This is a genomic window from Rhodococcus sp. ACPA4 (assembly GCF_002300185.1).
GTDB lineage: Bacteria > Actinomycetota > Actinomycetes > Mycobacteriales > Mycobacteriaceae > Rhodococcus_F > Rhodococcus_F globerula.
The window spans coordinates 4469150-4494881 of sequence record NZ_NSDY01000001.1; the positions used below are offsets into that span (position 1 = coordinate 4469150).

At 62.7% G+C, this 25732-nt stretch carries 28 protein-coding genes; 13 read left to right on the forward strand and 15 right to left on the reverse strand.

The features are described from left to right. Window position 1: 1 nt before the first annotated feature. Both CJ178_RS20455 and CJ178_RS20460 read right to left on the reverse strand, forming a co-directional pair. Window positions 2-733, reverse strand: coding sequence for a metal ABC transporter ATP-binding protein (locus CJ178_RS20455; RefSeq protein WP_033235265.1), 732 nt, complete (start codon window positions 731-733; stop codon window positions 2-4). Beyond that, window positions 730-1653, reverse strand: a complete 924-nt coding sequence (locus CJ178_RS20460; protein ID WP_092805261.1) for a metal ABC transporter substrate-binding protein — start codon at window positions 1651-1653, stop codon at window positions 730-732. Before CJ178_RS20460 ends, CJ178_RS20455 begins: the two co-directional genes overlap by 4 nt. Before the next feature lie 77 nt (window positions 1654-1730). On the opposite strand from CJ178_RS20460, the gene CJ178_RS20465 reads away from it, so the two are divergent. The 6 genes from CJ178_RS20465 to CJ178_RS20485 all read left to right on the forward strand — a co-directional run bounded on the left by CJ178_RS20465 (window position 1731) and on the right by CJ178_RS20485 (window position 5595). After that, on the forward strand, window positions 1731-2405 hold the full coding sequence (locus CJ178_RS20465) for an SDR family oxidoreductase (RefSeq protein WP_095887523.1): 675 nt from the start codon (window positions 1731-1733) through the stop codon (window positions 2403-2405). 116 nt (window positions 2406-2521) lie between these two features. Further along, on the forward strand, window positions 2522-2671 hold the full coding sequence (locus tag CJ178_RS32835) for a hypothetical protein (RefSeq protein WP_155276689.1): 150 nt from the start codon (window positions 2522-2524) through the stop codon (window positions 2669-2671). Next, complete coding sequence (locus CJ178_RS20470; protein ID WP_095887524.1) at window positions 2668-3567, forward strand: TIGR04222 domain-containing membrane protein; 900 nt, start codon at window positions 2668-2670, stop codon at window positions 3565-3567. Before CJ178_RS32835 ends, CJ178_RS20470 begins: the two co-directional genes overlap by 4 nt. Continuing rightward, window positions 3564-4442 (forward strand): TIGR04222 domain-containing membrane protein, encoded by an 879-nt coding sequence (locus CJ178_RS20475; RefSeq protein ID WP_095887525.1) that lies wholly within the window; start codon window positions 3564-3566, stop codon window positions 4440-4442. The genes CJ178_RS20470 and CJ178_RS20475 overlap by 4 nt, the downstream gene beginning before the upstream one ends. Beyond that, entirely contained in the window at window positions 4439-5263 is an 825-nt protein-coding gene (locus CJ178_RS20480; RefSeq protein WP_095887526.1) for a DUF692 domain-containing protein, read from the forward strand. Before CJ178_RS20475 ends, CJ178_RS20480 begins: the two co-directional genes overlap by 4 nt. Then, window positions 5260-5595, forward strand: a complete 336-nt coding sequence (locus CJ178_RS20485; protein WP_095887527.1) for a hypothetical protein — start codon at window positions 5260-5262, stop codon at window positions 5593-5595. The genes CJ178_RS20480 and CJ178_RS20485 overlap by 4 nt, the downstream gene beginning before the upstream one ends. On the opposite strand, the gene CJ178_RS20490 is transcribed toward CJ178_RS20485, so the two are convergent. From CJ178_RS20490 to leuS, 9 genes are all read right to left on the reverse strand, one after another. Continuing rightward, the gene (locus CJ178_RS20490) at window positions 5584-6378 is read right to left on the reverse strand and encodes a family 1 encapsulin nanocompartment shell protein (protein WP_033235271.1); all 795 of its coding nucleotides are present in this window, start codon (window positions 6376-6378) and stop codon (window positions 5584-5586) included. The genes CJ178_RS20485 and CJ178_RS20490 overlap by 12 nt on opposite strands. Next, complete coding sequence (locus CJ178_RS20495; RefSeq protein ID WP_095888072.1) at window positions 6375-7442, reverse strand: Dyp-type peroxidase; 1068 nt, start codon at window positions 7440-7442, stop codon at window positions 6375-6377. The genes CJ178_RS20490 and CJ178_RS20495 overlap by 4 nt, the downstream gene beginning before the upstream one ends. A 56-nt stretch (window positions 7443-7498) precedes the next feature. Continuing rightward, window positions 7499-8455: an SMP-30/gluconolactonase/LRE family protein gene (locus CJ178_RS20500; protein WP_095887528.1), complete on the reverse strand. Its 957-nt coding sequence runs from the start codon at window positions 8453-8455 to the stop codon at window positions 7499-7501. 33 nt (window positions 8456-8488) lie between these two features. Further along, window positions 8489-9445 carry an alpha/beta fold hydrolase gene (locus CJ178_RS20505; protein WP_095887529.1) on the reverse strand — a complete coding sequence of 319 codons (957 nt, stop codon included), beginning with the start codon at window positions 9443-9445 and terminating at the stop codon, window positions 8489-8491. Window position 9446: 1 nt separating this feature from the next. Beyond that, window positions 9447-9821: a nuclear transport factor 2 family protein gene (locus CJ178_RS20510; protein ID WP_095887530.1), complete on the reverse strand. Its 375-nt coding sequence runs from the start codon at window positions 9819-9821 to the stop codon at window positions 9447-9449. A gap of 65 nt (window positions 9822-9886) precedes the next feature. After that, complete coding sequence (locus tag CJ178_RS20515; protein WP_095887531.1) at window positions 9887-10567, reverse strand: hypothetical protein; 681 nt, start codon at window positions 10565-10567, stop codon at window positions 9887-9889. A gap of 63 nt (window positions 10568-10630) precedes the next feature. After that, window positions 10631-12136: an MFS transporter gene (locus CJ178_RS20520; RefSeq protein WP_095887532.1), complete on the reverse strand. Its 1506-nt coding sequence runs from the start codon at window positions 12134-12136 to the stop codon at window positions 10631-10633. Window positions 12137-12313: 177 nt separating this feature from the next. Continuing rightward, complete coding sequence (locus tag CJ178_RS20525; RefSeq protein ID WP_033235276.1) at window positions 12314-12499, reverse strand: hypothetical protein; 186 nt, start codon at window positions 12497-12499, stop codon at window positions 12314-12316. Window positions 12500-12561: 62 nt separating this feature from the next. Next, entirely contained in the window at window positions 12562-15408 is a 2847-nt protein-coding gene (leuS, locus tag CJ178_RS20530; protein WP_095887533.1) for a leucine--tRNA ligase, read from the reverse strand. Between the two features lie 102 nt (window positions 15409-15510). Here leuS and CJ178_RS20535 point away from each other — a divergent pair, with 102 nt between their 5' ends. Both CJ178_RS20535 and CJ178_RS20540 read left to right on the forward strand, forming a co-directional pair. Beyond that, window positions 15511-15990, forward strand: a complete 480-nt coding sequence (locus CJ178_RS20535) for an SdpI family protein (protein WP_045066030.1) — start codon at window positions 15511-15513, stop codon at window positions 15988-15990. Between the two features lie 5 nt (window positions 15991-15995). Then, entirely contained in the window at window positions 15996-16952 is a 957-nt protein-coding gene (locus tag CJ178_RS20540; protein ID WP_095887534.1) for a DUF1648 domain-containing protein, read from the forward strand. Here CJ178_RS20540 and CJ178_RS20545 read toward each other — a convergent pair. Then, entirely contained in the window at window positions 16949-17617 is a 669-nt protein-coding gene (locus CJ178_RS20545; protein WP_095887535.1) for a FadR/GntR family transcriptional regulator, read from the reverse strand. The genes CJ178_RS20540 and CJ178_RS20545 overlap by 4 nt on opposite strands. A 174-nt stretch (window positions 17618-17791) precedes the next feature. Here CJ178_RS20545 and CJ178_RS20550 point away from each other — a divergent pair, with 174 nt between their 5' ends. Together CJ178_RS20550 and CJ178_RS20555 are read left to right on the forward strand one after the other, a co-directional pair. Beyond that, entirely contained in the window at window positions 17792-18925 is a 1134-nt protein-coding gene (locus CJ178_RS20550; RefSeq protein WP_095887536.1) for an MFS transporter, read from the forward strand. A gap of 4 nt (window positions 18926-18929) precedes the next feature. Next, entirely contained in the window at window positions 18930-19910 is a 981-nt protein-coding gene (locus CJ178_RS20555; protein ID WP_095887537.1) for a bile acid:sodium symporter family protein, read from the forward strand. 1 nt (window position 19911) lies between these two features. Here the strand turns inward: CJ178_RS20555 and CJ178_RS20560 are convergent, their stop codons facing one another. After that, on the reverse strand, window positions 19912-20517 hold the full coding sequence (locus CJ178_RS20560; protein WP_033235282.1) for a YqgE/AlgH family protein: 606 nt from the start codon (window positions 20515-20517) through the stop codon (window positions 19912-19914). A 12-nt stretch (window positions 20518-20529) separates the two neighbouring features. Continuing rightward, window positions 20530-21225, reverse strand: a complete 696-nt coding sequence (locus CJ178_RS20565) for a TetR/AcrR family transcriptional regulator (protein WP_095887538.1) — start codon at window positions 21223-21225, stop codon at window positions 20530-20532. A gap of 153 nt (window positions 21226-21378) precedes the next feature. Between CJ178_RS20565 and CJ178_RS20570 the strand changes: the two genes are divergently transcribed. From CJ178_RS20570 to CJ178_RS20580, 3 genes are all read left to right on the forward strand, one after another. Then, window positions 21379-22320 (forward strand): NAD-dependent epimerase/dehydratase family protein, encoded by a 942-nt coding sequence (locus CJ178_RS20570; RefSeq protein WP_095887539.1) that lies wholly within the window; start codon window positions 21379-21381, stop codon window positions 22318-22320. A gap of 100 nt (window positions 22321-22420) precedes the next feature. Continuing rightward, on the forward strand, window positions 22421-22855 hold the full coding sequence (locus CJ178_RS20575; protein ID WP_033235285.1) for an SRPBCC family protein: 435 nt from the start codon (window positions 22421-22423) through the stop codon (window positions 22853-22855). Window positions 22856-22881: 26 nt separating this feature from the next. Further along, window positions 22882-24177 carry an MFS transporter gene (locus tag CJ178_RS20580; RefSeq protein ID WP_092805292.1) on the forward strand — a complete coding sequence of 432 codons (1296 nt, stop codon included), beginning with the start codon at window positions 22882-22884 and terminating at the stop codon, window positions 24175-24177. Here CJ178_RS20580 and CJ178_RS20585 read toward each other — a convergent pair. Next, window positions 24174-25625 carry a CCA tRNA nucleotidyltransferase gene (locus tag CJ178_RS20585; RefSeq protein ID WP_092805294.1) on the reverse strand — a complete coding sequence of 484 codons (1452 nt, stop codon included), beginning with the start codon at window positions 25623-25625 and terminating at the stop codon, window positions 24174-24176. The genes CJ178_RS20580 and CJ178_RS20585 overlap by 4 nt on opposite strands. Window positions 25626-25732 lie beyond the last annotated feature (107 nt).

Below are 25732 nucleotides of genomic sequence, written 5' to 3' on the forward strand. Positions count from 1 at the left end.
ATCAGGTCCTGTCCATCACGTCGAGGCCGAAGGCGAGGGCAAGGTTCTCCGGCCGAAGCACGGTATCGGGGTCGGAATGGACCAGTACCTTCCGCATGAGAAGTACCGCTTCGTCACACAGTTTCGGAACCGCGTGGAGGTCATGCGTCGAGACCAGAATCGACCGTCCGTCGGCCGCCAATTCCCGAAGAAGTGTGGAAATAGTTGCCTCGGAACGCTTGTCGACGCCCGCAAAAGGCTCGTCGAGCAACAGGATCGACGCGTCCTGCGCAATGCCGCGCGCAACAAACGCGCGCTTCTTCTGACCACCGGACAGCTGCCCGATCTGGCGGTCCGCGAATTCTGTCAGTTGCACTCGCTCCAGAGCATGGGCAACAGCATCTCGATCAGCGCGTCGTGGACGCCGGGTGAACCCCATGTGCCCGTACCGGCCCATCATCACCACGTCGCGAACACTGATCGGAAAACTCCAGTCGACGTCCTCGCTCTGCGGAACGTATCCGACGTACCCCTTCTTGCGGGCCACCACCGCCTCGATGCCGGCGATACGCACAGACCCGCTGTCCGGCTTGATCATTCCCATGATCACCTTGAACAACGTCGACTTTCCCGAGCCGTTCATCCCGATCAGGCCGCACACGCTGCCCGAGTTCAGCGTCAGGTCGACGTGCTCGAGCGCATGCACGTCGCCGTAGTGGACGCTGACGTTCTCGACGCGGATCGCTTCGCTCATGATGTCCCTCCGGTGAGTCCGCCGAGGATGACGTCGGTGTCGTGACGAATCATGTCCAGGTACGTGGGCACGGGGCCGTCTGCTTCGGACAACGAGTCGACGTACAGAGTGCCGCCGAATTTCGCTCCCGTTGCGCCGACAACCTGCTGCATCGGGGCATCCGAGACCGTCGACTCGCAGAACACCGCGGGAACTGCGTTGGCCCGGACGAAGTCGATGGCCGCAATGATCTGTTGCGGGGTGGCTTGCTGCTCGGCGTTGACGGGCCAGATGTACGCCTCACTGAGCCCGGCATCTCGGGTGAGGTAGGAGAACGCGCCCTCACAGCTCACCAGCGCGCGTTGACCGGCAGGCAGCGTTGCCAGTCCGCTGACCAGCCGATCCTGCACCGATTGGAGTTCCGCCTTGTACTTCGCCCCGTTCTCGGCAAATGCTGCTGCATTATCCGGATCAAGGTCGCTGAACGCGGCCACCATGTTGTCGACGTAGATCTGTGTGTTCAACGGCGACATCCACGCATGCGGATTGGGCTTGCCCGCATAGGCGTCACCAGCGATGGGAATGCCCTCGACGCCCTCACTCACCACGACGTGCGGCACGTCGAGGCCGTCTACGAACTTGGCGAACCACGCTTCGAGATTCATGCCGTTGTCGAGGATCAAATCGGCCTCGTTGGCACGACGAATGTCACCGGGAGTCGGTTCGTATCCGTGGATCTCGGCTCCGGCCTTGGTGATCGACTCGACGCGAAGATTGTCGCCCGCGACGTTCTGCGCGATGTCCGAGAGGACGGTGAACGTCGTCAGTACTACCGGGCGGTCATCGTCGGCGGAGTTCACCGCAGAGCATCCAGCGAGGAACACTGCCGCCAGAGCAACAATCCCCAGGCGGCGGTAGTTTTTCGCGTCGCGAGTCGTCATAGTAAAACTCTAATGTCAGGGCTATCAAATACACAAGTTCGGGTAGCCGAACAATCATGGGTCGTTAAGCTCAGCCCATGCGTCCTACTGCCTTGATCACCGGTTCCAGCCGCGGCCTCGGAGCTGCGATAGCGCGCGAACTCGCACCGACCCACGACCTGGTGCTCGGCGCCCGTTCCGCGGCTTCCCTCGAGGCGATCACCGCCGAACTGCCCGGTTCCACATCGTGGCCCGTCGACCTCACCGATTACGACGCCGTCGCCGCATCCGTTCCCGTCAACAAGCTGAATGTCCTGGTGCACAATGCCGGTATCGCGGATCTCGGGACCATCGAGGAATCCTCGGTCGATCAGTGGCGGCGCACATTCGAGGCCAATGTCATCGCCGTAGCCGAACTGACTCGCATACTCCTTCCCGCTCTCCGTGCCGCCGGCGGTCACGTCGTGCTGATCAACTCCGGCGCCGGACTGCGCGCCAATGCCGGCTGGGGATCGTACGCAGCCAGCAAGTTTGCACTCCGGGCGTTCGGCGACGCATTGCGGCTCGAGGAACCGTCGTTGCGCGTGACGTCCATCCACCCGGGCAGAATCGACACCGATATGCAGCGCGAGATTGTTGCCGGGGAGGGCGGAAACTACGAACCGAGCAGCTTCCTGAAGGCCTCCACTGTGGCACGTGCGGTGCGCACTGCCGTCGAAACTCCCGCCGACGCTCATCCGACGGAGGTAGTTCTCCGACCTACCGGCCGGTAAAACTCCTGTTCGACGGTAACAGAATGGTGACGATCGACCCCTGGATATCGCTTTCTCGCAACGCGCCCCGATACTGACATCAGTTGTAGGACAAGGACGTTGAAAGGTGGAGCGCAATGAATAATCATACGGACAAGTGGGAATTTTCCACTGAACCTTGCCGCGCGCGATACGTCGCCGCCACCCACGGCGCGTTGGCGATCGCCCGCCCCCTGACGCCTGCTGAAATGGGCATCCTGACCGACAGCGGGGGGTGGGGAGGATGAGCACCTACGCAGCCGACACCTGGGGAATTCCCAGCCAGACCTTCCTGCAGTGGTACCTCGTAGCCGCTGCAGTCGCTGTTGGACTGTCTCTCTACAGCCGAACGGCAGCACGCCGGTCACCAACAGTTGTCGACGCGGTTCGACGGCCACTGACGCCCCCCGAAGTCGGTGCCCTGACGAGCGACTACCAGGCCATCCTCGCCTCGATGGCAATACTGCGCAGCGCCGATCTCATCACCACCGCCGGGAAAGCCGCACGAGTCCTGACCAAGGAGGACAAGGGCCGCCTGGACTGGTTCACCCGCACTCTCCACAAGCGGCTCGGCAGCGGCACAGTACCGCTACGTCAAGTGCGCCTGCTCGGGCGGATGAATGTCGCGCTAGCCCAACTCCGTACTGGACTGATCGACGGGGGCTACCTTCAGCGCCCGCAGCAGGGCGTCGACGCACTCTTGCGGACCACCCCTCTGGTCGCAGTCATCGGCCTCGGCGTGGTCCGGTTGATCTTCGGCGTGGCCGGTGGCAAGCCCGTCGGATTTCTGCTTCTGACGATCGTCGTGTTGGCAGCGTTGATTCCGTTGCTACGCATCAATCGTCGACGCACTGCGTTGGGTGAAAGCGAACTGCGTCGACTCAAGCATGAGAACTCGTACCTCTCACCCAAACTGCGGCCGTCGTTCACCAGCTACGGGCCATCTCTCGCCGGGTTGTCGGCAGCCCTGTTCGGTTCCGGCGCACTGGTTCTGGTTGATCCGGCTTTGGCAGGAGCTGTGGCTGCCGGCGCGGCGTACAGCCCCGGCGGTGGAGGCTCGAGTTCCCACAGTTGCGGCTCGTTCTCGGGTTCGGATGGTGGCGGTAGCAGCAGCAGTTGTGGAGGCGGGGGGTGCGGAGGATGAACGCCTACGCCGCCGACACCTGGGGAATCCCCGGCCGAGAATTCCTGTACGGCTACATCATTGTCGCGATCACGCTGGCGATTCTGACCGTCTTGTGGCGCTTGACGCTTCGAGCACGCCAGGTCCCCGTCGAGTTCATCGATCAGCTCACCCCACCCGAAGTCGGCATGCTCACGGGTGAGGCCCGCGCTATCGCAGCATCGTTGGCAATCCTGCGCGGCGCCGGTCTGATCACGATCGACGGCGCGGTTCTCCGGCCGCTGGGACCAGGTGACGCGACACTCGATTGGTACACCCGCACGGTCTACGACAAGTTGGCTGAGCACGCCTCACCCCACCGTCGACGCCAACTGGCCGAACGAATGACGGTGGAATCGGCGCAGCTGCGGGACTCACTGGTAGACAAGGGATATCTGACGGCGCCGAGTACACGGCGGTCGATCTGGTTCGCCACTCTTCCCCTGAAAATCCTGGTGGCAGTCGGAGTCGTGAGAATCGTGTTCGGGGTGGTGGGCGACAAGCCTTTCGAGTTCCTGCTTCTCGCTGTGATCGCCACAGGCTTCATGATCCCCGTCCTCGGATTGACGTTCGATCGCACAGCATCAGGCAACGCGGCGCGGTCTGCGTTGACGAAGTCTCACGACTACCTCGCTCCACGCAACAACCCCGCGTTCTCCGCCTACGGACCACGATTGGCCGGCATGTCCGCGGCTCTCTTCGCCGGATCGGCGTTCCTGATGATCAATCCGGCGCTGGCGTCCGCAGCGGGAATCGGCGCCGACGGAGGGAGCAGTGGAGGCGGCGACGGCAGCGGAAGTAGTTGTGGCGGTGGCGGTGGCGGATGTGGTGGTGGCGGCGGAGGGTGCGGGGGATGACTCTCCGGGGCCTGGGAATCGGATGGCGCCCCGAGATCTCGGGGATCATCGCTCAGCTGGACGGCCTCGCGTTCTGTGAGGTGATTGCGGAATCCCTCGGCAGTTCACTGCCGCCCGAACTGGAACGGCTAGCCGTTCCGGTTATCCCACACGGCATTTCCCTGTCGCTGGGTGGCGCGGACCCGCTAGATCCTCGGCGCGTCGAGCACCTGGCCCAGGTAGCCGGGCTGCGCGGCGTGCCGATGGTCAGCGAACACATCGCGTTTGTCCGCGCCGGCGGCATCGAAGCGGGGCACCTGTTGCCGGTTCCCCGGACGTACGAGGCTCTGGACGTCCTGACGCGCAACATCACCCACGCCCAGGAGAATCTCCCCGTACCACTCGCGGTGGAGAACATCGCGGCTCTCTTCGACTGGCCGGACGACGAACTCACCGAGGCCGAGTTTCTGTCGGAACTGATCGAACGCACCGAGGTTCGGTTGGTACTCGACATCGCGAATGTCTACGCGAATGCGCTCAACCGTGGCCTGGATGCATGGACCGAATTGTGCCGACTACCCCTGGAACACATTGCGTATTGCCATATCGCCGGTGGCAGCGTGCACGACGGCAAGTACCACGACACCCACACCGATCCCGTTCCCCGGCAGGTCGTGGAACTGCTCGAGCAATTCACCGCGACGGGGCACCATCCCGCGATCATGCTCGAGCGGGACGGTAATTACCCACCAGCGCACGAACTTCTGGGCGAACTCGATGCCATAGCCGATGCTGCAGGACTGCGTCGTATCACCGCGAATACCGAGTGGTCACGCACATGAGCAGCCTCGGAGCACGTCAAGAGGCCCTGATACGGGCGTTGGTCGCGGGCGGTGAATTACCGCCGGGATTCAATGCAGCGGACACCACTGTCGCGTCGGTGGCCCTGATTCGCAAGCGCGCCGGAGAAGTGGCGCACCACCTTCCGATGGTGCGCCACACCCTTGGCGATCGATATCTCGAGTTGTTCACGGCCTGGGCCGTCGGGCGACCGAAGACGTCGTCACATGCCGACGCCCAAGCGTTTGTCGCCCACCTGCAGGACAGCGGCGAACTGCCGCGCCGGCCCTGGTATCGACGGTTACCAGTTCAGTATCGACGATTACGTCAGTGAGACAACGGCTTCACTGGTGTACATGAGGAATGTCATCGACTCCTGGAAGTACAGTTCCACCGATTCGGCATCGTGCGACAGATATCCGATCGACAGATCCTGCCCGATGTGCAACTCGTAATCGCCACCGCGCGTGGACATCAGGAACGCACCGTCGATAGCCGGAGCCCAGATGATGTCGCCGTCGAGCACCCGCCTGATGTGCTCGCGAATCGGGTAGCCGTGGTCGGAGGTTTCATTGATCTGAGTGAACGCATCTGCGTTGAGCAGCAACGAATACGGGCCGTTGACACCGGCCAGACGCAACGCCGTGAGAGCCTGGCTGATGGCCTCGGGGTAATCCTTGGCGTCGGCAGGCAGCTTCAGTTCAGGGTTGGAACCACTCGCGCGCACACCCGTGATATTTGCCGCCGGGTATCCCTCGAACACGGCACGATCCTCGGCAAAGGCGATCTTCTGAGCCGCGTCCTTGACCGGCTGCCAATCGGAATCCTTTGCGCCGCGCTCGACGTCGTCGATTGCCTGGCGGCTGACGGTGAACGGCACCCTCAGTTCGATGATCGGCTGCGACTGACGAGCGTGTGCGATCACCCCGTCCGCGAGTGAACTGATCGGAACCTGATGCCCCAACGCAACACAGGCAAGATCGTCGCCCGACGGACCCTCGACGTCGACAACCCGGCGGCCGGCAACGTGACGCTTGAAGGTGCGGCTGGCCTCTTCTTCGATCTCGGCCCACGCTGCTGCCGATATGGGTGCTAGGTCGCGGTGCAGGTTTGTCATTGCTGGGCACTCCTTTTGAGACTGCCGATTCCGAGAGAACCGTCAGAGATGGGCTTTGTGAACGTCGCTTCGGGGACGAGCCTGGCAGGCACGTCCGGGGGATCATCGAGAAAATCCGCCGTCGGAACGAAAAAATTGATACCGGTGACGGCGGTCGAGAAATCGAGAATGCGGTCGTAGTTGCCGACGGGATTCCCGATGAACATGTTGCGGAGCATCTGCTCGGTGACCGTCGGCGATGCCGAGTAACCGATGAAGTAGGTGCCCATCTCCGCCGAGCCGACATGGCCGAACGGCATGTTGTCACGCAGAATCTGGATCTGCTCGCCAGATTCGTCCTCGATGACGGTGAGTGCGGTGTGAGCGTTGGAGGGCTTGGTGTCGTCGTCCATCTCGAGGTCTTCGAGCTTGGAGCGTCCGATGACGTTCTCCTGCTCCTCGACGGGCAGAGCATTCCACTCCGACATGTCGTGGAGATACTTCTGGACGATGACGTAGCTGCTGCCCGCGAACTCCGGATCCTCGTCGCCGACAGTGACCGCGACATATGCCGCTTGCCCGGACGGGTTCTCGGTGCCGTCCACGAACCCCATCAGATCGCGCTGCTCGAAATACTTGAATCCGTGCACCTCGTCGACCACGGAAGCCGCCCCGGCCAACCTCGTCGTCACAACCGAAGCGAACTCGAAGCACAGATCCATCTGACGGGCCCGGATGTGGAACAGCAGGTCACCCGGCGTGCGGGGAGCGTGGTGTTTGTCACCCGTCAGCTCGACAAACGGATGCAGTTCCGCAGGTCGCGGGCCCTCGAACAATCGGTCCCAGGCATCCGAACCGATGCCGACCACGGTGGCCAAGCCACCTGCGGGAACCCGGAATCCGATGGATCGCTGCAGCCCCGAGATATCAGCCAGAACGTCGTGAACTGCCTGCTCACCACCCTCGTCGATGGTGAAAACCAGGAAGATCGCAGCCTCCGTGAGCGGCGTCAGCAGTGGCTGGGGTACCGCGGGCAGGCTTGTCCCAGCTCTCTCGGCCTCGTCGATCGCACTCGTTTCCGCCATGCAGACCAGTATGGCCGATTTGGACACTCCCGGCAGCAGTAGTCGAGAAGTCCGACTTACGGTGTCGCCGCCTGAGCACCCGCGTCGAATCCCGCCGGAATCTCGAAGATCTTTCCGTCGAACCCGGCCCGGTAGAGGTGTCCGGCCGCAAATCCGGAATTGCCGCGCCCGTAGGTCAACACGCTCGATGCCTGAAGTCCGCTGGTGAGCGCGCAGTACTGACCGGGGCCGTCGATACGCCACACCTCACCGCTGATGTCCGTGGGGACGATCGCGCGGTCATGCGAATCCAACGTCAAACCATCTGGGGCTGAGAATATTTCGAGACCACTGAGATCAACCAGCGACTCCGAATAGCCCGGATTGTCGACGGAGATGCGGCTGACCCCCGGATTGGCAAACGTGCGCGACACGTAAAGCCAGCGATTGTCGGCACTCAATGCGGCCCCGTTAGCACTCGGGAGGCTCGCCCACGCCGGGTCTACGGCGCCGTTGGGGCTGACCTTTCCGATCAGCGAACCAAAATCGTTGGTGGCATAGATCATTCCGTCATGTGCCACGGCAAGACCATTTGCAGCGCTCAGACCACCGGCGATCGGCGTCACGACACCCGAGTTCACGTCCACCCGTGCGACCGACGCAGCCCGCGTCAGATCGCCGATCAGCACGCCGGCGTTGGCTCCGGTTCCCACCAGCAGCGAACCGTCCGTATCCCAGGCCAACGCACCCGCCCCGCCCGGAACCGTCGCAATCGGGACTGCTGCCGCACCCGGCGCGTCGACTCGGAAGATTCGCCCACTCACCAGGTCTGTCGCGTACAGGCGACCCTGCCCGTCCACGGTGACACCCTCGAGGGCCGCGCCCGGAATCTGGGCGCTGAGGATTGCGGGGGACGATCCAGGGCAGGGCGGAGCGGCGGCGGCACCGGACACCCCCAGAGCCAGAAGCGAACCGGCAACAAGAGCACCGGTGATACCCACTCGAATACCGTGATCGAAGATCCTGGTGCGCATCTGCGCAACGCTAGACCTTCGGCCCGATTTCGCCTAGAGAGACCGAAGGAAAGAGATCAAAAGTTCATTGACCTCGGCAGCACGTTCTTGTTGTACGAAGTGCCCCGCGCCGCCGAGAAGGTGCACACCTCGCAAGTCGGGGACGGTGTCCTTCATACGGTCCAGCGCCTTCGGCCCACTCATCGTGATCACCGGATCGTCCGCGCCGGCGATGAAGAGCATCGGAACACCGATGTGAGCGCCGTCGAGATCCTCATTGCGTTCCCAGTTTGCGTCGTAGGCTCGGTACCAGCTCAATCCTCCAGTGAATCCTGTTGCAGTAAAAGTCTTTACGTAGACATCGAAGTCCTCTTCCGTGAGCCACGACCACGGCAACGCGGGCGCCTCGGGGAGTACGTCCAGGTAGCCGTTTCCCTCGGAGGGGTGATCCCACACATCGAGGTATCGATAGGCACCGGACAAAGCGTGGAAGAGTCGCTGCAGGAATTCACGCGGCTGGGCGTCGAGTTCCCGCTCCGCCACACCTGGTTCTTGGAAGTAGTGGATGTGCAGAAAGTGCTTGCGCGCCATGGCGGCGTAGATTGTGGACGGCCTGGCCGGAAAGCGGTCCGGCGCATAGGGAACCGCCAAGGAGACCAGCCCCGCAACACGATCCGGGTAGCGCAGAGCGGTGGTCCACGCAGCCGGTGCGCCAAAATCGTGACCGACAAAGACGGCTTTGTCGATTCCGAGAGCGTCGAGAAGCGCGATCATCCGGGCGGCGACCGCGTCGTTGGTGTATTCGTCGATCGCATCGGGGCGTGTAGTGCCGCCGTAACCGGGCATGTCGAGCGCGATCGCCCGAAAACCCGCGTCTGCCAAGGCCGTCGACTGATGTCGATAGCTGTAGCCGAGGCCAGGGAAGCCGTGACACAGAACCACAGCTGTCCCTGAACCGGAATCGTCCATCTGCCAACGGAATCCGTCGACATCGATCGTCTTCACCGTCATGTCAGGCGCTGATCATGTCTTCCTGGTTCCAGAATGCGCGCATCGACAGGATCTTTCCGTCGTCGTCGAAGGTCATGACGTCGATGGGCGCGATGGTCAGCGTCTGCTCGCCGAGCTTGGTGATCAGCGAGAAGTGGAAGGCCGCTTCGTTTCCGGCAATGCGGAGGGTGTGCAGGTGAGCTTCCTGGTCGAAGTTCTCGATCACGGAGTAGAACTCGAGAATGGCCTCGCGGGTGGTGCGCACGTCGGTACCAACCGGGTCTTCAACCGTTGCACCCTCGGCATACAGGGCCACAACCTGGACGGCAGTGCCCGTGGCAACTGTCTCGATGTAGGCGTCGACGGTCTTGCGGATTACCTCTGCGGACGGTGCCATGGTCTACCCCTCGTAGTTAGAACAGGTTCTAATTCTGAGGATAACCTACGTCTCCCGTCCGCGAGTCAGGTTTCGAGCACCTTACGCAAGCGAGCCTTCTTCCGGTTCTCCCGGACGATCCAGACGACATCGGTGTCGTCCGACGCCTCCAGGGAGACGAATGCCGGCAGGGCGTTCTCCGGATCCGCCGCGACCGCGACGCTCCAGCAGTATCCGAGCGCCTGCCGGAGAGTACGTGTGTCGGCGTCACGACGGGAATCAGCTGGTTGCGAGACGATCCACTCGGTAGCGTCTCGGCACACCCGGACGGCCAGCACAGCGTTGGTCTTGTCCTTCAGCAGCCGCGGCTCGCAGATCCCGGCAGCCGCTGCGCGCAGCGTCAATGGATGGGTGGAGCGTGCCCACTGCTCGATGATCGCCCGGAACAATTCCGGATCCGTGTCGCCTATCGCCTGAACGGCCGTCGCGGCAGCTTCACGTGCACGCCACGAAGCACTGGTGGTTGCCTCCGTCAGACTGTCCAGGACAGCCTCGTCGCGCGAACGAACAAGGATGAATCCGAACCCGACGATCCCACAGCAGCGGATGTATTCGTCTTCGGACTCCACCGCCTGCAGGATGTCGTCGCTGTCGGCGCCGCGCGCGAACTCGAGCATGAGCGCGAGGTTCGCGCGCGGGCCGGGCAATCCTGAACGCTCCTGCAGATAACTCCACAGTTCATCGCCGTCCAGATCCGCGAACGTCATGGGAGTCCTTTCGTCGGTACACCCAATCCTGTCAGCCCGGATCTACACGCGCAGCGTGTCCGCTCAGTGAGCAGGTAGGAGGGACGTCTCCTGCGCCGCGCCGTCTTCTGCGCCGATCTGGACGATGTTTCGCGGCAGGAACACAGCTGCGATCGCGCCGAGAACTGCTGCAGCAGCGCCGATCAGGAACGCGATACGCATGCCCTCGTCGGTGTAGAACACAGCGCCCTCCATCGCCATCGCGATGTGCGAGTTCAAGACCGTGAAGGCGATGACGGGAAGCACTGCGGGGAAGATGCTCTGGAAGACCGCGACCATGCTCGCCGTGGTCGCCTGCAACTGCGGCGGCACTGCTTCGATGAGCAGGTTCGGAATCGACGCGTAGCCCATACCCATACCGACGCCGAAGATTCCGGCAAAGATGATGAGCAGCGGCTTGTTGTCGTGGATGGTCGCTGTCAAGGTGAACCCGACCGCCATGAGGGTCATGCCGATGATCATCAGCAGACGAGGTCGGATGTTGCGGCCAACGAGGAAGCCGACGATCAAGCCACCGACCACTACCATGCCGCCCAGAGGCGCCTGGAAGATCGCGAATCCTTCTGCCGTGACGCCGAATCCGTATCCCAACCCGAGGACTGCTGGGGTCATCACCATCATCGGTAGCAGAATCGTGAATACGCCCGAAGCGCCGTAGCAGAACCCTGCGCCGACGGCAGTGAGCATCACCGAACGCTTACCGAAGTAGCGCAGGTCGATCAGCGGCTCACGGATGGCGCGAGCAGAGGCCACCCACGCGATCAGTAGCGCGACGCCGCCGATCAGATAAGCCAGCGTCGAACCACTCGTCCAGCCCCAGGTCGGACCGAAGCTGACGCCGATCAGAATTCCTGCGATACCCGATCCGAGGAGCGCCGCACCGATCAGATCGACCGACGAGCGTAGTCGCACAGCAGATTCCGCCGTCGAAGCGAAGATCATGCCGCCAAGGATTATCAACCCGACGAAGAAGAACCAGAAGATGCTCCGGAAACCGTGGTTGTCGATCAACCAACCCGTGAGGAACGGCGCCGGAATAGCGATCAGACCCATACCGGAAGTTGCGATACTGACAGCCAGCGCAACAGTTTTCGGCGGAAACACATCTCGAATGAGGGAGTAGCTCAAGAACAAGCATGGAACGAGCAGACCCGTCAGCGCCCGGCCCAGAATCAGGACGGCATAGCTCGGCGCGATCGCCGAGATGAAGGATCCGACTGCTGCACCCGCAACCGCCAGAAGCAGGATTTTTCGCTTGCCGTACATATCTGCCAGCTTGCCGAGCAGTGGCGACGCAACCGCACCCAGCAGCAGGAACGACGTCAGCAGCCAGGCTCCCTGCGTCGTTTGATAGTGCACCGAAATTGCGGGCAACGCCGTGGAAATCATCATGTAGCTCACTGCGAGCATTTCCAGGAGTAGAACGATTGACGCCAGCGAGAACACCAGTCGCGGAGTCCACCGCTCCGGTATCGATGTCGGTTCAGACAGACTGGGAGACGAACCGGAGCTGTGGATATCAGACGCCATGGCTGGAGATCCTTTCGGGAAATCTGCGAATTCGATTGACCCCCTGTCGAATACAGCCAACCGGGGGCCTTGCTGGGAAGTGCGGTGAACGACAGCTACCGATCTCGGTAACGTGTTACCTGCATCACAGCCCTCGCGTCGAACGCGCGCTACAGAATGTTCCGCGGAGCGGGACAATCAGGACAACGACTGAACGGCAGCCTCAATCGCGAGCCTGGCAGTGACTGAATTGTGAGCCAAGGCAACGATTTCCAGGTCGAACTGGATGCCGAAGTATTCGGCGGTCTTGGCTAATGGAATACCGACCACCCAGTACTTGACGATGACGCTCAGCGGCCATCCCGATCGTGTCGTCGGATTCAAGACAAAAAAGTGCGCCCTTCTGGTAGCCGGAACTACCAAAAGGGCGCACGGGGCCGAAGGCCCTAGAGGACGATGTTCACCATCTTGCCGGGCACGACGATCACCTTGCGGGGCGCATTGCCCTCGAGCAGGGCAACGATCTTCTCGTCGGCCAGCGCGATCTCCTCGACAGCCTTGCGATCGGCGTCGGCCGGGACGCTGATGCGGCTACGCACCTTGCCGTTGACCTGGATCGGGTACTCGACGGTGTCCTCGACGAGCCACTTCTCCTCGACAGCCGGGAAGGGCCCGTGCGCAAGGGATTCCGTGTGACCGAGGCGTGACCACAGCTCTTCTGCCAGGTGCGGTGCCAGGGGAGCGAGCATCAGCACCAGCGGTTCGACGGCGGAGCGCGGAGCGCCGCCGGGGAAGGCCTTGGTGAGGTGGTTGTTGTACTCGATCAGCTTGGCGGCCGCAGTGTTGTCGCGCAGTGCGGTGTAATCCTCGCTGACACCGGCGATTGCCTTGTTGAGTGCACGAAGCGTCTCTTCGCCCGGGGCGTCGTCGGTGACGCGGGGCTTGCCGGTCTCCTCGTCGATGACAACACGCCACACGCGCTGCAGGAAGCGCGAAGCACCGACGACGTCCTTGGTCGCCCAGGGACGCGAGGTGTCCAGCGGACCCATCGACATCTCGTACACACGGAGAGTGTCCGCACCGAATTCGGCGCAGATCTCGTCCGGCGCAACGGCATTCTTCAGGCTCTTGCCCATCTTGCCGTACTCACGGTTGACCTCGGCGCCGTCGTAGAAGTACTTGCCGTCCTTCTCGACGACCTCTTCGGCGGGCACGTAGACGCCACGGGCATCGGTGTACGCGAAGGCCTGGATGTAGCCCTGGTTGTACAGGCGACGGTACGGCTCGCTCGAGGACACGTAGCCCAGGTCGAAGAGCACCTTGTGCCAGAACCGCGAGTACAGCAGGTGCAGCACCGCGTGCTCGACGCCGCCGACGTAGAGGTCGACTCCACCGGGATCGTTGGGGCCGTGCAGCTCCGGACGCGGGCCCGTCCAGTAGGCCTCGTTCTGCGGATCGCAGAACGTGTCCTGGTTGGTGGGGTCGATGTAGCGCAGCTGGTACCACGAGCTACCGGCCCACTGCGGCATGACGTTGGTGTCGCGGTGGTAGGTCTGCAGGCCGTCGCCGAGGTCGAGTTCGACGTTGACCCAGTCGGTTGCCTTGTTCAGCGGGGGAGAGGGCTCTGAGTTGGCGTCGTCCGGATCGAAGGACACGGGTGCGTAGTCCTCGACCTCCGGAAGAACCACCGGCAGAGCCGAATCCGGCAGAGCATGCGCATTTCCGGCAGCGTCGTACACGATCGGGAAAGGCTCGCCCCAGTAACGCTGACGCGCGAAGAGCCAGTCGCGCAGCTTGTACTGGATGGTGCCCTTGCCGTGACCGGACTCCTCGAGCTTGCTGATGACGGTGGCCTTGGCCTCAGCCACGTCCAGACCGTCGAGGTAGTCGGAATTCACCAGAGCGCCGTCACCGGAGTACGCGGACTCCGAAACATCGCCGCCGGCAATAACTTCGAGAATATCGAGACCGAAAGCGTTGGCGAACTCCCAGTCACGGTGATCGTGTCCCGGAACAGCCATGATCGCGCCAGTGCCGTAGCCGGTCAGAACGTAATCGGCGATGAAGACCGGAACCTTGTGGCCGTTGACGGGGTTGATCGCGTAGGAACCGAGGAAGACGCCGGTCTTCTCCTTGTTTTCCTGACGCTCCAGGTCCGTCTTGGCAGCGATCGACTTACGGTATGCCGCAACAGCTTCCGCAGGAGTGGTGGCGCCACCGGTCCAGCGTGCGTCGACGCCTTCCGGCCATTCGTCGGCAACAAGCTTGTCGACCAGATCGTGCTCGGGAGCCAGCGTCACGTACGTGGCACCGAACAGCGTGTCGGGACGCGTCGTGAACACGTCGATGCCGTATTCACCTGCCGCAAAGGTAACTTCGGCGCCGTACGAGCGGCCGATCCAGTTGCGCTGCATGGCCTTGACCTTGTCCGGCCAATCCAGGTATTCGAGATCGTCGACCAGGCGGTCGGAGTACGCGGTGATGCGCATCATCCACTGCTGGAGGTGCTTGCGGAAGACGGGGAAGTTGCCGCGGTCGCTACGACCGTCGGCAGTGACCTCTTCGTTGGCCAGCACGGTACCCAGACCGGGGCACCAGTTCACCATCGAATCGGACTGGTAGACAAGGCGGTACGAGTCCACAACCTTGGCCTTCTCGGCCACGGTCAGCGAAGCCCAGTCGCGGCCGTCGTCGACAGCGCGTTCACCGGACTCGAACTCGGCTTCCAGCTCCGAGATACGACGGGCCTTGCCGGCCGCCTTGTCGTACCACGCGCCGTGGATCTGCAGGAAGATCCACTGCGTCCAGTGATAGAAGTCGACATCCGTCGTCGCCAGGCTACGACGCTCGTCATGGCCCAGGCCCAGGCGTCGGAGCTGACGCTTCATGTTGGCGATATTCGCCTCGGTGGTCGTGCGCGGGTGGGTACCCGTCTGCACGGCGTACTGCTCGGCCGGCAGACCGAAGGCGTCGTAGCCGAGGGTGTGCAGGACGTTGCGGCCGTGCATGCGATGGAAGCGCGCAAAGACGTCGGTGGCGATGTAGCCGAGCGGGTGGCCGACGTGCAGACCCGAACCCGAGGGGTACGGGAACATGTCCTGAACGAACAGCTTGTCGGCGGGCACGCCGTCGGGGGAGGAGAGCGGACCGACCGGATTGGGCGCGTTGAACGTGCCCTCCTCGCTCCAGCGGTCCTGCCAGCGCTGCTCGATCTGGCCGGCAAGCTCCGCGGTGTAGCGGTGCTGCGGGGTGGCGTCGACTGGTGAATCGGGGGACTGCGGAGACTCGGTCACTGTGGTCGCTATCTACTTGGCTGCCGTTGAATACCGTTAACCAGGGTAGAGCCTGCGCCACCCGGGCATACCATCAACTCCACTCGCGCCTATCCTGTATGGGTGATCGTTGTTGCTGTAGTGCTGTTCGTGCTCGCTCTTGCCGTTGGTGGAGTCGCTGTTGCCGGACTGATCGGCAAGCTTCCGCGTAACCGCTGGGCGGGTATCCGAACCCCGGATACGTTGCGAAGCGAAGAATCGTTTGCGCTCGCCAACAAGGTGGCAGGCCCGACGATGGCCGCTGCGGCAGGCCTCCTCGTTCTCGGTGGCATCGGCGCTTTGACGATGAGCACCGCCATGGGCCTCGGCATCGCTCTTGTCGCCGTGGTGGGCGCAGTGTTCACCGCTGGTTTCGGCGGCAGCATCGGCGCCCGAGCGGCCGCAGCCCTGCCCGAGCAGAGCGGTTGCGGCAACGACTGCAACTGCGGACACACCGAAGAACCCGCGGCCGAAACCCCCGAAGCCAAGGCAAATGCCGCCGACTGCGGCACCGGCTCCTGCGGTGCCTGCTCGCTCAAGGATGCTTGCCAGCCGACTCATTGATTCACGTGAAACATCGTGTAATCGATCCCGCCGGGGCATTCTTCGGTCTCCTTGTCCCCGTGCTGTGCGCGCTCGGCGGCGTTGTACTCACAACACTGTGGGACACCCGGCTCCCCGACAAGATCGCCACGCACTGGTCCATGACGTCGGCCGACGGCTTTGCGACACCCACGACCAGCGCGTGGACGTTTGCTCTGCTGACCATTCTGTTCGGCGCCGGACTCTCGGCAATCGCAGCTCTCGCGCCCGCGATGCTGATGATGCGTCGATTCATGATCGTCCTCGGCCTGATCGTGGTGGGCATCATCACCGGTGGCCAGGCCGCATCGCTCCACGCTCAACTCGACGTGGTCGACCCGTCGTCCGTTCCCGCGCCCATCGGAGCCCTCGCGGCCGGAGCGCTCGGAGGATGCGTCGTCGGCCTGCTCGGAGCGTCGTTGCTACGCGACTATCGCCAGCGCACCGCGGCGACGGAAGCTCCGAACCGCGCTCTGCCCCGTAGCGACGCTGCACTGCCCATCACCGACGACGTCGGGTTCTCTACCAAGGGTTCCGTGATCTTCGGACTGATCATGGCGGCGCCCGGAATCATCCTCGGCTTGGTCAGCTCCGTCTGGTTCTTGGCACTGTTCCTCGTGCTTGCCGTGTTCTGCGTGACCCTCGTTCGCTTCCGCGTTGTTGTCGACACCACCGAGATCAAGGTGTTCAACATGGGCATGCCTGCGATGACTTACGGCGTCGACGAGGTTGTCGGTGCCAAGGTCGCGGAGATCAAACCATTTGCGGATTTCGGCGGCTGGGGACTCAAGAGCAAGGGGCGTCGCAACTACGGCATCGTCACACGCACCGGCCCCGCGGTCGTCATTACTTTTGCGGGCGGCGACAAGCTCACCGTCACCACCCCGAAAGCCGACGACATCGCCGGCGCATTGAACAGCCTCGCCGACGCCCGGAGCAGTTAATCGATCGCGCTCGACCCGATCGCTTCCTTCGTCTTCTCGAGATAGCCACACGCGGCACTGCGCGCTCTGTTGACATCTCGGTCCGCGATGGCTGCCGCGACTCCTCGGTGATGCAGCGACGTCAATGACGGCGGGTGCACACCTTCCGTCACGTTGTAGGTGGCTCGAACGGTTTCGAGGATGCCGGCAAACAATTCCTTCAGAACCGGATTGTGTGCGGCCTCGACAACCGCGATGTGGAAGCCGAGATCGACCTCGACAAAATCGTCCCCGGCGTGGTCTCGCTTCTCCGCCAGCTCACGCAGAATCCGGACGTCCTCGTCCGTGCGCCGCTCGCACGCCAATCGGACCGCCTCGACCTCGAGCGCACGACGCACCTCGAAGACGTACGTCATCTCTTCGACCGCGGCGTGGCGGCCCAGCAGACCGCCGATATCCGTCCGCGCGCGGACGAAGGTGCCCGATCCCCGCCTGATCTCGAGCACCCCGGTAGACGTCAGGGTCTTGATTGCCTCTCGGACAGTGTTCCGCCCGACGCCCAGGACGCTCATCAGCTCCGGCTCCGTCGGGATGCGATTACCGACGGTCCACGAACCATCCGCGATCTGCGCACGCATCCACTCGAGGGATTGTTCGTACGCCGATTCCTTGCGAACCACTGTCATCTGCCCATCCTCACAGCTTTTGCGCCATTCGCGCCATTCGTTCCACTCCCTTACGATACGTAGGACGACCCATGTATTTGAGGAGGGCTTCCCACGTCCACGACAGCACTCGCCGCGCAAACCGCCACCCGCCGGACCAATCGACACTTCTACGGTGTCGGCTACGTCCTCACCGTGATCCTGCTCGGCGCGAACATGCCCACCTCCGTCTACGGGCTCTACCGCAGCGAGTTCGGATTCACGCCCACAATCCAGACGCTCATCTACGGCGTCTACGTCGCTGGGTTGGTGCCGGCGCTGCTGTTCTTCGGCCCACTCTCCGACTTTCTCGGCCGACGCGCCGTGCTCCTGATGTCACTGGCTTTGAGCGTCGTCGGAACGCTTGTCCTCGCTTTTGCCGACGCCACCGTCTGGCTGTTTCTCGGTCGGATCGCACAAGGAATTGCGGTGGGCGCAGTCAGCGCGGCCGGTAGCGCTGCGCTCGTTGAACAGGAGCCGACGTTCGATCACCGTCGCGCAGCTCTCGTCTCCACTGTGACGGGTGCGCTCGGGGGCGCGCTGGGACCGCTCGTCTCGGGCGCAATTGCGCAATACCTGCCCCAGCCGCTGCGCCTGCCGTACCTGATTTTCCTTGTCGCGTTTGTTCCCGCCCTGATCGTTCTGTTGCTGCTACCGCGCGGCACAAGGACCGCTCGCCCGAAGAGCCTGTTCCAGATTCCCCGCGTTCCCGCGGTAATCCAGCAAACGTTCTGGCTCAGTTCACTTGCTGTCGCACTCTCCTGGGGAGCGGTCGGCCTGTTCCAATCCGTAGTCCCGTCCTGGATGACCAGCTTGCTCGGGATCAACAATCTTCTACTTGCCGGCGGCGCTGCCGCACTGGTCATGATCTGCTCCGTGATCGCTCAACTCGGTGGCAGCCGGATGGACCCCCGCACGTCCACGATCGTCGGTCTCGGAATTCTTGCTCTCGGGATGATCGGGTTGCTTGTCGTCGATATCGTTCCGAGCCTCGCACTGCTGAGCGTTGTCACCATTGTGGTCGGCGCCGGGCACGGATTGGTGTTTGCCGGCGGCATGAAACGAGTCAACGCCGCGGCGCGAGCACACGCCCGCGAAAGCCACGGCGCGATCCTCGCGGCGTTCTTTACCGTCAGTTACGCGGGGTTGGCGATACCGTCCATTCTCGCGGGCATCGCCATCACCGTCCAAGGGATGCAGACCGCGATAATCGAACTGTCGATCATCGGAGCACTCTTGTGCCTGGTCATGATGACCTTCAACGCCCGCGCAGCACGTCGTTATCCTTAGCCAGGTGAAGTTTCTCAGCAGGTTCTACATCGACGGGTTCATCCTCGGCATCATCATCGCCGCAGTGCTCGGAAGTGTGTTCCCGGTATCGGGCACCGCTGAGACAGTGCTCGACTGGGCCACCAAGATCGCCATCGGCTTCCTGTTCCTGCTCTACGGCGCCCGCCTCTCGCCGCAGGAAGCCTGGAAGGGCGTCAAACACTGGCGGCTGCACAGCGTCGTGTTGGCGTCGACGTTTATCCTGTTCCCCTTGATCGGCCTGGCACTGCGATTCCTGTCGCCGACGCTGATCAGCGACGAGCTGTACACCGGCATCCTCTACATGTGCCTGGTTCCGTCGACGGTTCAGTCGTCGATCGCCTTCACGTCAATTGCCAAGGGAAACGTTGCGGGCGCGATCGTCAGTGCGTCGTTCTCCAACCTGATCGGCGTCTTCATCACCCCGCTGCTGGTGGTTCTCCTGATGAACACCACAGGCGAGGCAACCGTCGATTTCTCGTCGATCCTCGACATCGTCGTGCAGTTGCTGATCCCGTTCATCATTGGCCAGCTGATCCGGCCACTGGTAATCGGCTGGCTTCAAAAGTACGCAGAGCCAACAAAGTTCGTCGACCGCGGGTCCATCCTTCTGGTTGTCTTTGCCGCCTTCAGCGAGAGCATGAAGGAAGGCATCTGGAGCACGATCACGATCTGGCAGATCCTGATCCTGGTGGCGGTGTGCTGCGTGATCCTCGCGGTGGTGCTTGCCGTGACAACCTTCGCGGGGCGCAGGCTCGGCTTCGATCTAGCCGATCAGATCGTCATCATCTTCTGCGGATCGAAGAAATCCTTGGCGACGGGCCTGCCGATGGCGGCTGTCCTGTTCGCGGGTCAACCTGTCGGCCTGATCGTGTTGCCGCTGATGATCTTCCATCAAATCCAGCTGATCGTGTGTGCCGCGCTGGCGCAACGCTTCGCGAACCGGGATCCCATCAGAGTTGATTAGATCAGTTCCGCTCAACCTCGATGGGATGAGTGGCCAACATGGCCAGCGGCAATGGTTGGCGTCGTAGCACCCGGGCCCACACATCGATACGCGACGGCGTCACAACGTCCGACGGCAAGGAAGCGGTCACCATCCAGTCGTCGCGCTCGAGTTCCGAATCAAGCTGCCCAACAGTCCAACCCGAATACCCGGCGAAGATACGAATTCCCTCGACCAGCGGAGCAATCACGTTGGGATCGGAATCCAGATCCACCATCACCACCTTGCCGTCGACGCGCCGCAAACCCGCGACACCGTCGATGATTGCCCCGTTGCGCGCGGTGCCGAGACACAGTGCGGAATCGCGTTTCACCGGCCCGCCGACGTAGAGGGCCGACGGATTGGCGGCCAGTGGCGCCCACTGCGGAAGGACGTTCTGCACAGTCGTCTCGCTCGGCCGATTGATCACGACCCCAAGACTTCCCGCGTCGTTGTGTTCGATCATGTAGATGACGGTGCGACGGAACGCAGGTTCAACGAGGTCGGTGGACGACACCAACAAGCTGCCTGGCCCAACCTCGGGTTCGATCCAGGCCATACGGTCTTCGGGTTCTTCTGCGTGCGACACACCTACATCATCTCACTCCAAGCCCGCCATTCCCGCGAGCAAGGCGAGGTGCCGCTCGAAAAGCTCGGCCGGTTCGGTGAAGGTGTCCGATCCATACTGCCCGAACACCTCGAAGTTCACAGAACCGAACATCGACACCCACACCAAGGTTCCGCGGGTGATTGCCTCGGGCCGCAATTCGACGCCCATCTCCGCGCGCACACGTTCCAGATCCGCCTTCAAGGGTTCACCGACTGCTGCGTCGGGGAACGATGTGAGGGCACCCGCCCGATGCGCGCTGTCGACTATTGCGATCAGCCTGGTGACCACCCGCGTGCCCGGCCCGGTGGTTTGCTCACCCGGTGCGTTGTAGCCGGGCACCGGACTGCCGAACAGCAGTCCGTATCTAGCGGGTTCGCGTATCGCCCAGGCCCGCACAGCTCGGCCCAACGCCAAAAACTGCCCCCGATAATCTTCTGCCGCAACAGCATCCACTGCAGCATCCACTTCGGCGCCCAGCTCGGTGTAAGCATCCACGACAAGAAGGGTGAGCAGTTCGTCGCGGCTGGCCACATACCGGTAGACCGCCGAGGATACGACGCCCAGATCTCGCGCCACCGCGCGTAGCGACAGAGCCGCAGCGCCGACCGCTGCCAGATGCTCGCGGCCGATCCGGGTGATGTCTTGCAAGGTCTGTTCACGCGCGCGTTCGCGGGGGGTACCGGCCATGGGAACAGCTTGCCTCAATTCCGAGAGCAGAGCCAACAAACGAGAGCAGTGTCGATAAAAGAGAGCAGTGCTCTTGACATAGCCATCCACGTGGCGCATCCTAGAAATCGAGAGCAGTGCTCTCCAACCCACGAACCTCAGGTAGGAGACATCATGTCGAACCTCGAAATCGTCACCGGCGCAGGACCAGTCGGATCCACCGTGGCGCTACAACTCGCCGAGCAGGGGATCAACGTCCGTCTCCTGACCAGATCCGGAAGCGGACCGAAGCACCCACGGATCGAGCGTCGACGCGTCGATGTGTCGGATCGAGACGCACTGCGCGCCGCCGCCGAGGGCGCCACCGCGATCTACCACTGCATTCATGCCGCCTACAACGCCGCGGACTGGGAACGCGAACTCCCCGCGGCAGAAAAAGTCATCCTCGACGTCGCAGCCTCGTTGAATGCCGTTGTGGTGTTCCCCGAAAGCCTCTACGCGTACAACTCCGACACCGTGATGACGGAATCCGACCCCCGCAACGTCACCGGCGGTAAGCGCGGAGTGCGCGCGATGCTACTGCGCGCCCGCGAAGCCTCTGCCACACCCACCGTCAGCGTGGTGGCGTCGGACTTCTTCGGCCCCTACGTGCGCACAGCTCACGCCGGCGAACGCATGGCTCCGAAAGTGATGACAGGAAAGAAGATTCGGGTAATCGGATCCGCAGATCAGCCACACTCTTTCACGTACGTACCCGATCTTGCGGCAGCGATGATCGCCGCGGCACACCACCCGGAACTGTGGAACTCCGTCCTGCACGCACCCACCGGACCCGCGCTCACCCAACGCACCATTGCCGAGGCGTTTGCCGACGCCGCAGGAGCCCCCGCCGCCAAGGTGGGCGTACTCCCGGCCTGGGTTCTCGATACCGTCGGCAAGGTACACGCCGATACCCGCGAACTCGCAGAGATGAACTACCAGTTCACCAAGCCCTTCGTGATGGATTCGACTGCCAGCGAAGCCCTCCTCGGGCTGTCGCCGACGCCACTCGATCAGGCAGCGCGCGAAACTGTCGGCTGGTGGCGAGCAGAACAGGCCCGCACCGCGGCAGCCTGAAGAGCACGCACCTTTCCAATGAATGGGATTTGCGTTCCCACCCGGCCCACGAGCTCCCTAGTGTCCACGTCACACCAAGCGAAGCACTAGAGAGGTACTTATGCCCACGCTTCTACGAACAACCACTCTGCCCGTCGAGCCGGACCAGATCTGGTCTGTGATCAAAGGATTCGACGAACTCGCCTCCTGGCACCCGCGCGTCCCCCCTTCCGAAATGGAAGAAAGCGCAGACCCGACCACGCCAGGTGCCGTACGCCGATTCATCGTCGACGGCAATGTCGTAGCACGTGAAGAGTTGATCGAGCATGACAACAGCGGCCGAACCTACAGCTACGAGGTACTCGACCAACCGCTTCCGGTCAAGAACTACATTGCGCGCATCGAAGTAGTGCCGACGCCTGACGGCTGTGAAGTCAGGTGGACCGCCACTTACGACGGAGGCGACGAGATCATCCCCGTCGTGGAGAACGCCTTCGGCGACAACGTGTACCTGGTTGGCCTCGATGCACTGCGGGACCGGTTCGACGGCCGATAGTTCGGTTCCCGCTAGAGTTTCACTACATGACCCCAGCCTCGAACCGCCGCGAGGCTTGGTCCCGGACGCTCCACACCGTGCGGGAATCCCCGGGCCTCGGACGGTTGGCGCTTGTCCGCTTCTCGAGCCAGTTCGGCGACGGGTTGTTTCAGGCCGCGCTGGGCGGCGCGATCCTGTTCAACCCGGAACGCGAGACGGATCCTGTGGCGATTGCGGCGGGGTTTGCCGTACTGCTGCTGCCCTATTCGATCATCGGACCCTTTGCGGGTGCGCTACTCGATCGCCTCGACCGGCGCCTCGTCCTACTGTGGGCAAGTGTTCTGCGCGGTCTGCTGATCCTCACGACCGCTGTTCTGCTCGCCAGCGGGGGAGGGGACACGCCGCTGCTGTTGTGCGCATTGGCGGCGATCGGGGTCAGCCGATTTGTTGGCGCCGGAGTCTCGGCTGCACTACCGAAAGTGGTTCGGCAATCCTGGTTGGTGGCCACCAATTCCGTTCTCACAACCGCAGGTTCAGTGGTGTCGGCACTGGGCGCAACCGCGGCGGTGAGCATTATCGGGATTGTGGGTGCCGGTGATCGGGCGTCCGCAATCGCCGTTGCGTGCGCTGCCGTCGGATCGGCGGTCGCAGCTGTGGCAGCTGCACGGTTTACCGCCAGATCACTTGGCCCCACCACCTCGGAAAGAACCAACACGGGCGCTCTTCATTCCGTTCTGACGGGCCTGAAAACCGGAGCCACTGCCGTCTGGGAGGCTCCCGGCGTCACTACCACGATGATCGGAATCGGCGCGCACAGAATCTGTTTCGGCATCAACACACTGATCATGGTGCTGGTGCTTCGGGACACGTCCAACGGCTCGGCGCTCCCTGGTGGGATGGCGGGATTCGGTGTTGCCGTTGGCGCTACGGCCATCGGCATGCTGATCGCCGCACTGATCACACCGTTTGTGATTCCGCGGCTCGGTCGCTCGCGAACCGTCACCTACGCACTGACGGCCGCCGTGATCATCCAACTCGTTTTTGTCACCACGCTGACGCAGGGATCACTCCTGATCGCTGCATTCCTTCTCGGCATTGCCGGCCAAACCGTGAAACTGGCCGGCGACGCGGCGATGCAGATCGACATCGACGACAACCGTCGTGGCCAGGTTTTCTCCTTGCAGGACACCGTGTTCAACGTCGCGTTCATCGGTGCGATCGCCGCCGCGTCGACGGTGATCGCACCCGACGGTAAGAGCGTCGGATTAGCCCTTGCCGGTGCGGGCGTCTACGCCGCCGGATTGTCGGCGGTGTTGATCAACCGCAAAAAGCGAGAAGGCTAGGACTGCTGGGCAGCCCACCACTTCAACAGTTCGGCCTCGGCCTCGTCCCGGTCGAGGGGACCACGATCGAGACGCAATTCCTTGAGGAAGGTCCACGCCTTACCCACCTGGGGACCGGCAGGAATGTTCAACAGTTCCATGATGGCGTTGCCGTCGAGGTCCGGACGCACCCGAGCGAGGTCTTCCTGCTCGGCGATACGGGCGATCCGCTCTTCGATATCGTCGTAGGTGGCCTGCAACTGCGCGGCCCGACGCTTGTTGCGGGTGGTGCAGTCGGCGCGCACCAACTTGTGCAACCGGGGGAGCAGTTCACCGGCATCTGTGACGTACCGGCGCACGGCAGAGTCCGTCCACTGTCCCTTGCCGTAACCGTGAAAACGCAAGTGCAGGAACACGAGCTGCGAGATGTCGTCCACCATCTGCTTGGAGAACTTGAGGGCACGCAAACGCTTGCGCACGAGCTTGGCACCGACAACCTCGTGGTGATGGAAGCTGACGCCGCCGCCGGGCTCGTTACGCTTGGTGTCCGGCTTACCGATGTCGTGAAGCAGTGCGGCCCAACGTAATACGAGGTCCGGGTCGCCATCCTCGAGGTCGATGGCCTGCTGCAGCACCGTCAGAGAATGCTGGTAGACGTCCTTGTGCTGGTGATGCTCGTCGATCTCGAGCTTCATCTGCGGGATCTCGGGCAGCACGTAATCCGCCAAACCGGAATCGACCATGACGTTGATGCCATCCAACGGGTACATGCCGAGCATGAGCTTGTTGAGCTCGGTCTGCACGCGTTCGGCCGTGATCCGCTCGATCTGCGAAGCCATGTCCTTGATGGCGTCGAAAACGCGATTGTTCAACGTGAAACCAAGCTGAGATACGAACCGTGCCGCGCGCAGCATCCGCAGCGGATCGTCGTTGAACGAGTTCTCGGGAGCCGACGGCGTATCGAGTTCCCCGGCGAGCAGAGCGTCCATGCCGTTCAGCGGATCGACAAACGTGAACGAACCGTCGGCGCCTATCGCCATAGCCATCGCGTTGACCGTGAAATCACGACGCACCAGATCGTCGGCAAGATTCTCGCCGTACTGGACTACCGGATTACGCGACACACGATCGTAGGCATCGGCCCGGAACGTCGTGATCTCGATCTCCTGGCCGTCCTTGATGGCGCTGATCGTGCCGAAGTCGATCCCGGTATCCCACTGCTTGTCGACCCAGCCCTTGAGGAGAGCCTGCACCTTCTCGGGGCGCGCGTCCGTCGTGAAATCCAGATCACCGCTGAACCGGCCAAGGATTGTGTCGCGCACGCTGCCACCTACCAGGTACAGCTCGTGGCCGGCCGCTGCGAAGCGCTCACCCAGCGGGGTCAACACATCGGAGAGCGTGCGCAATGTGTCGGAAGCGTCGGCAAGGAGCCGTGCACGGCGATCGGCATCGGAGGTAGGGGCAGTCACGTCGATTGAGCTTACTTAAGGTGCGCAAATAGCAGAACGCGCATATCAACGCGAGCACCCGGTTTGCGCGGGTTACCGGCCAACCAGACGATGCCAACTAGTATCGA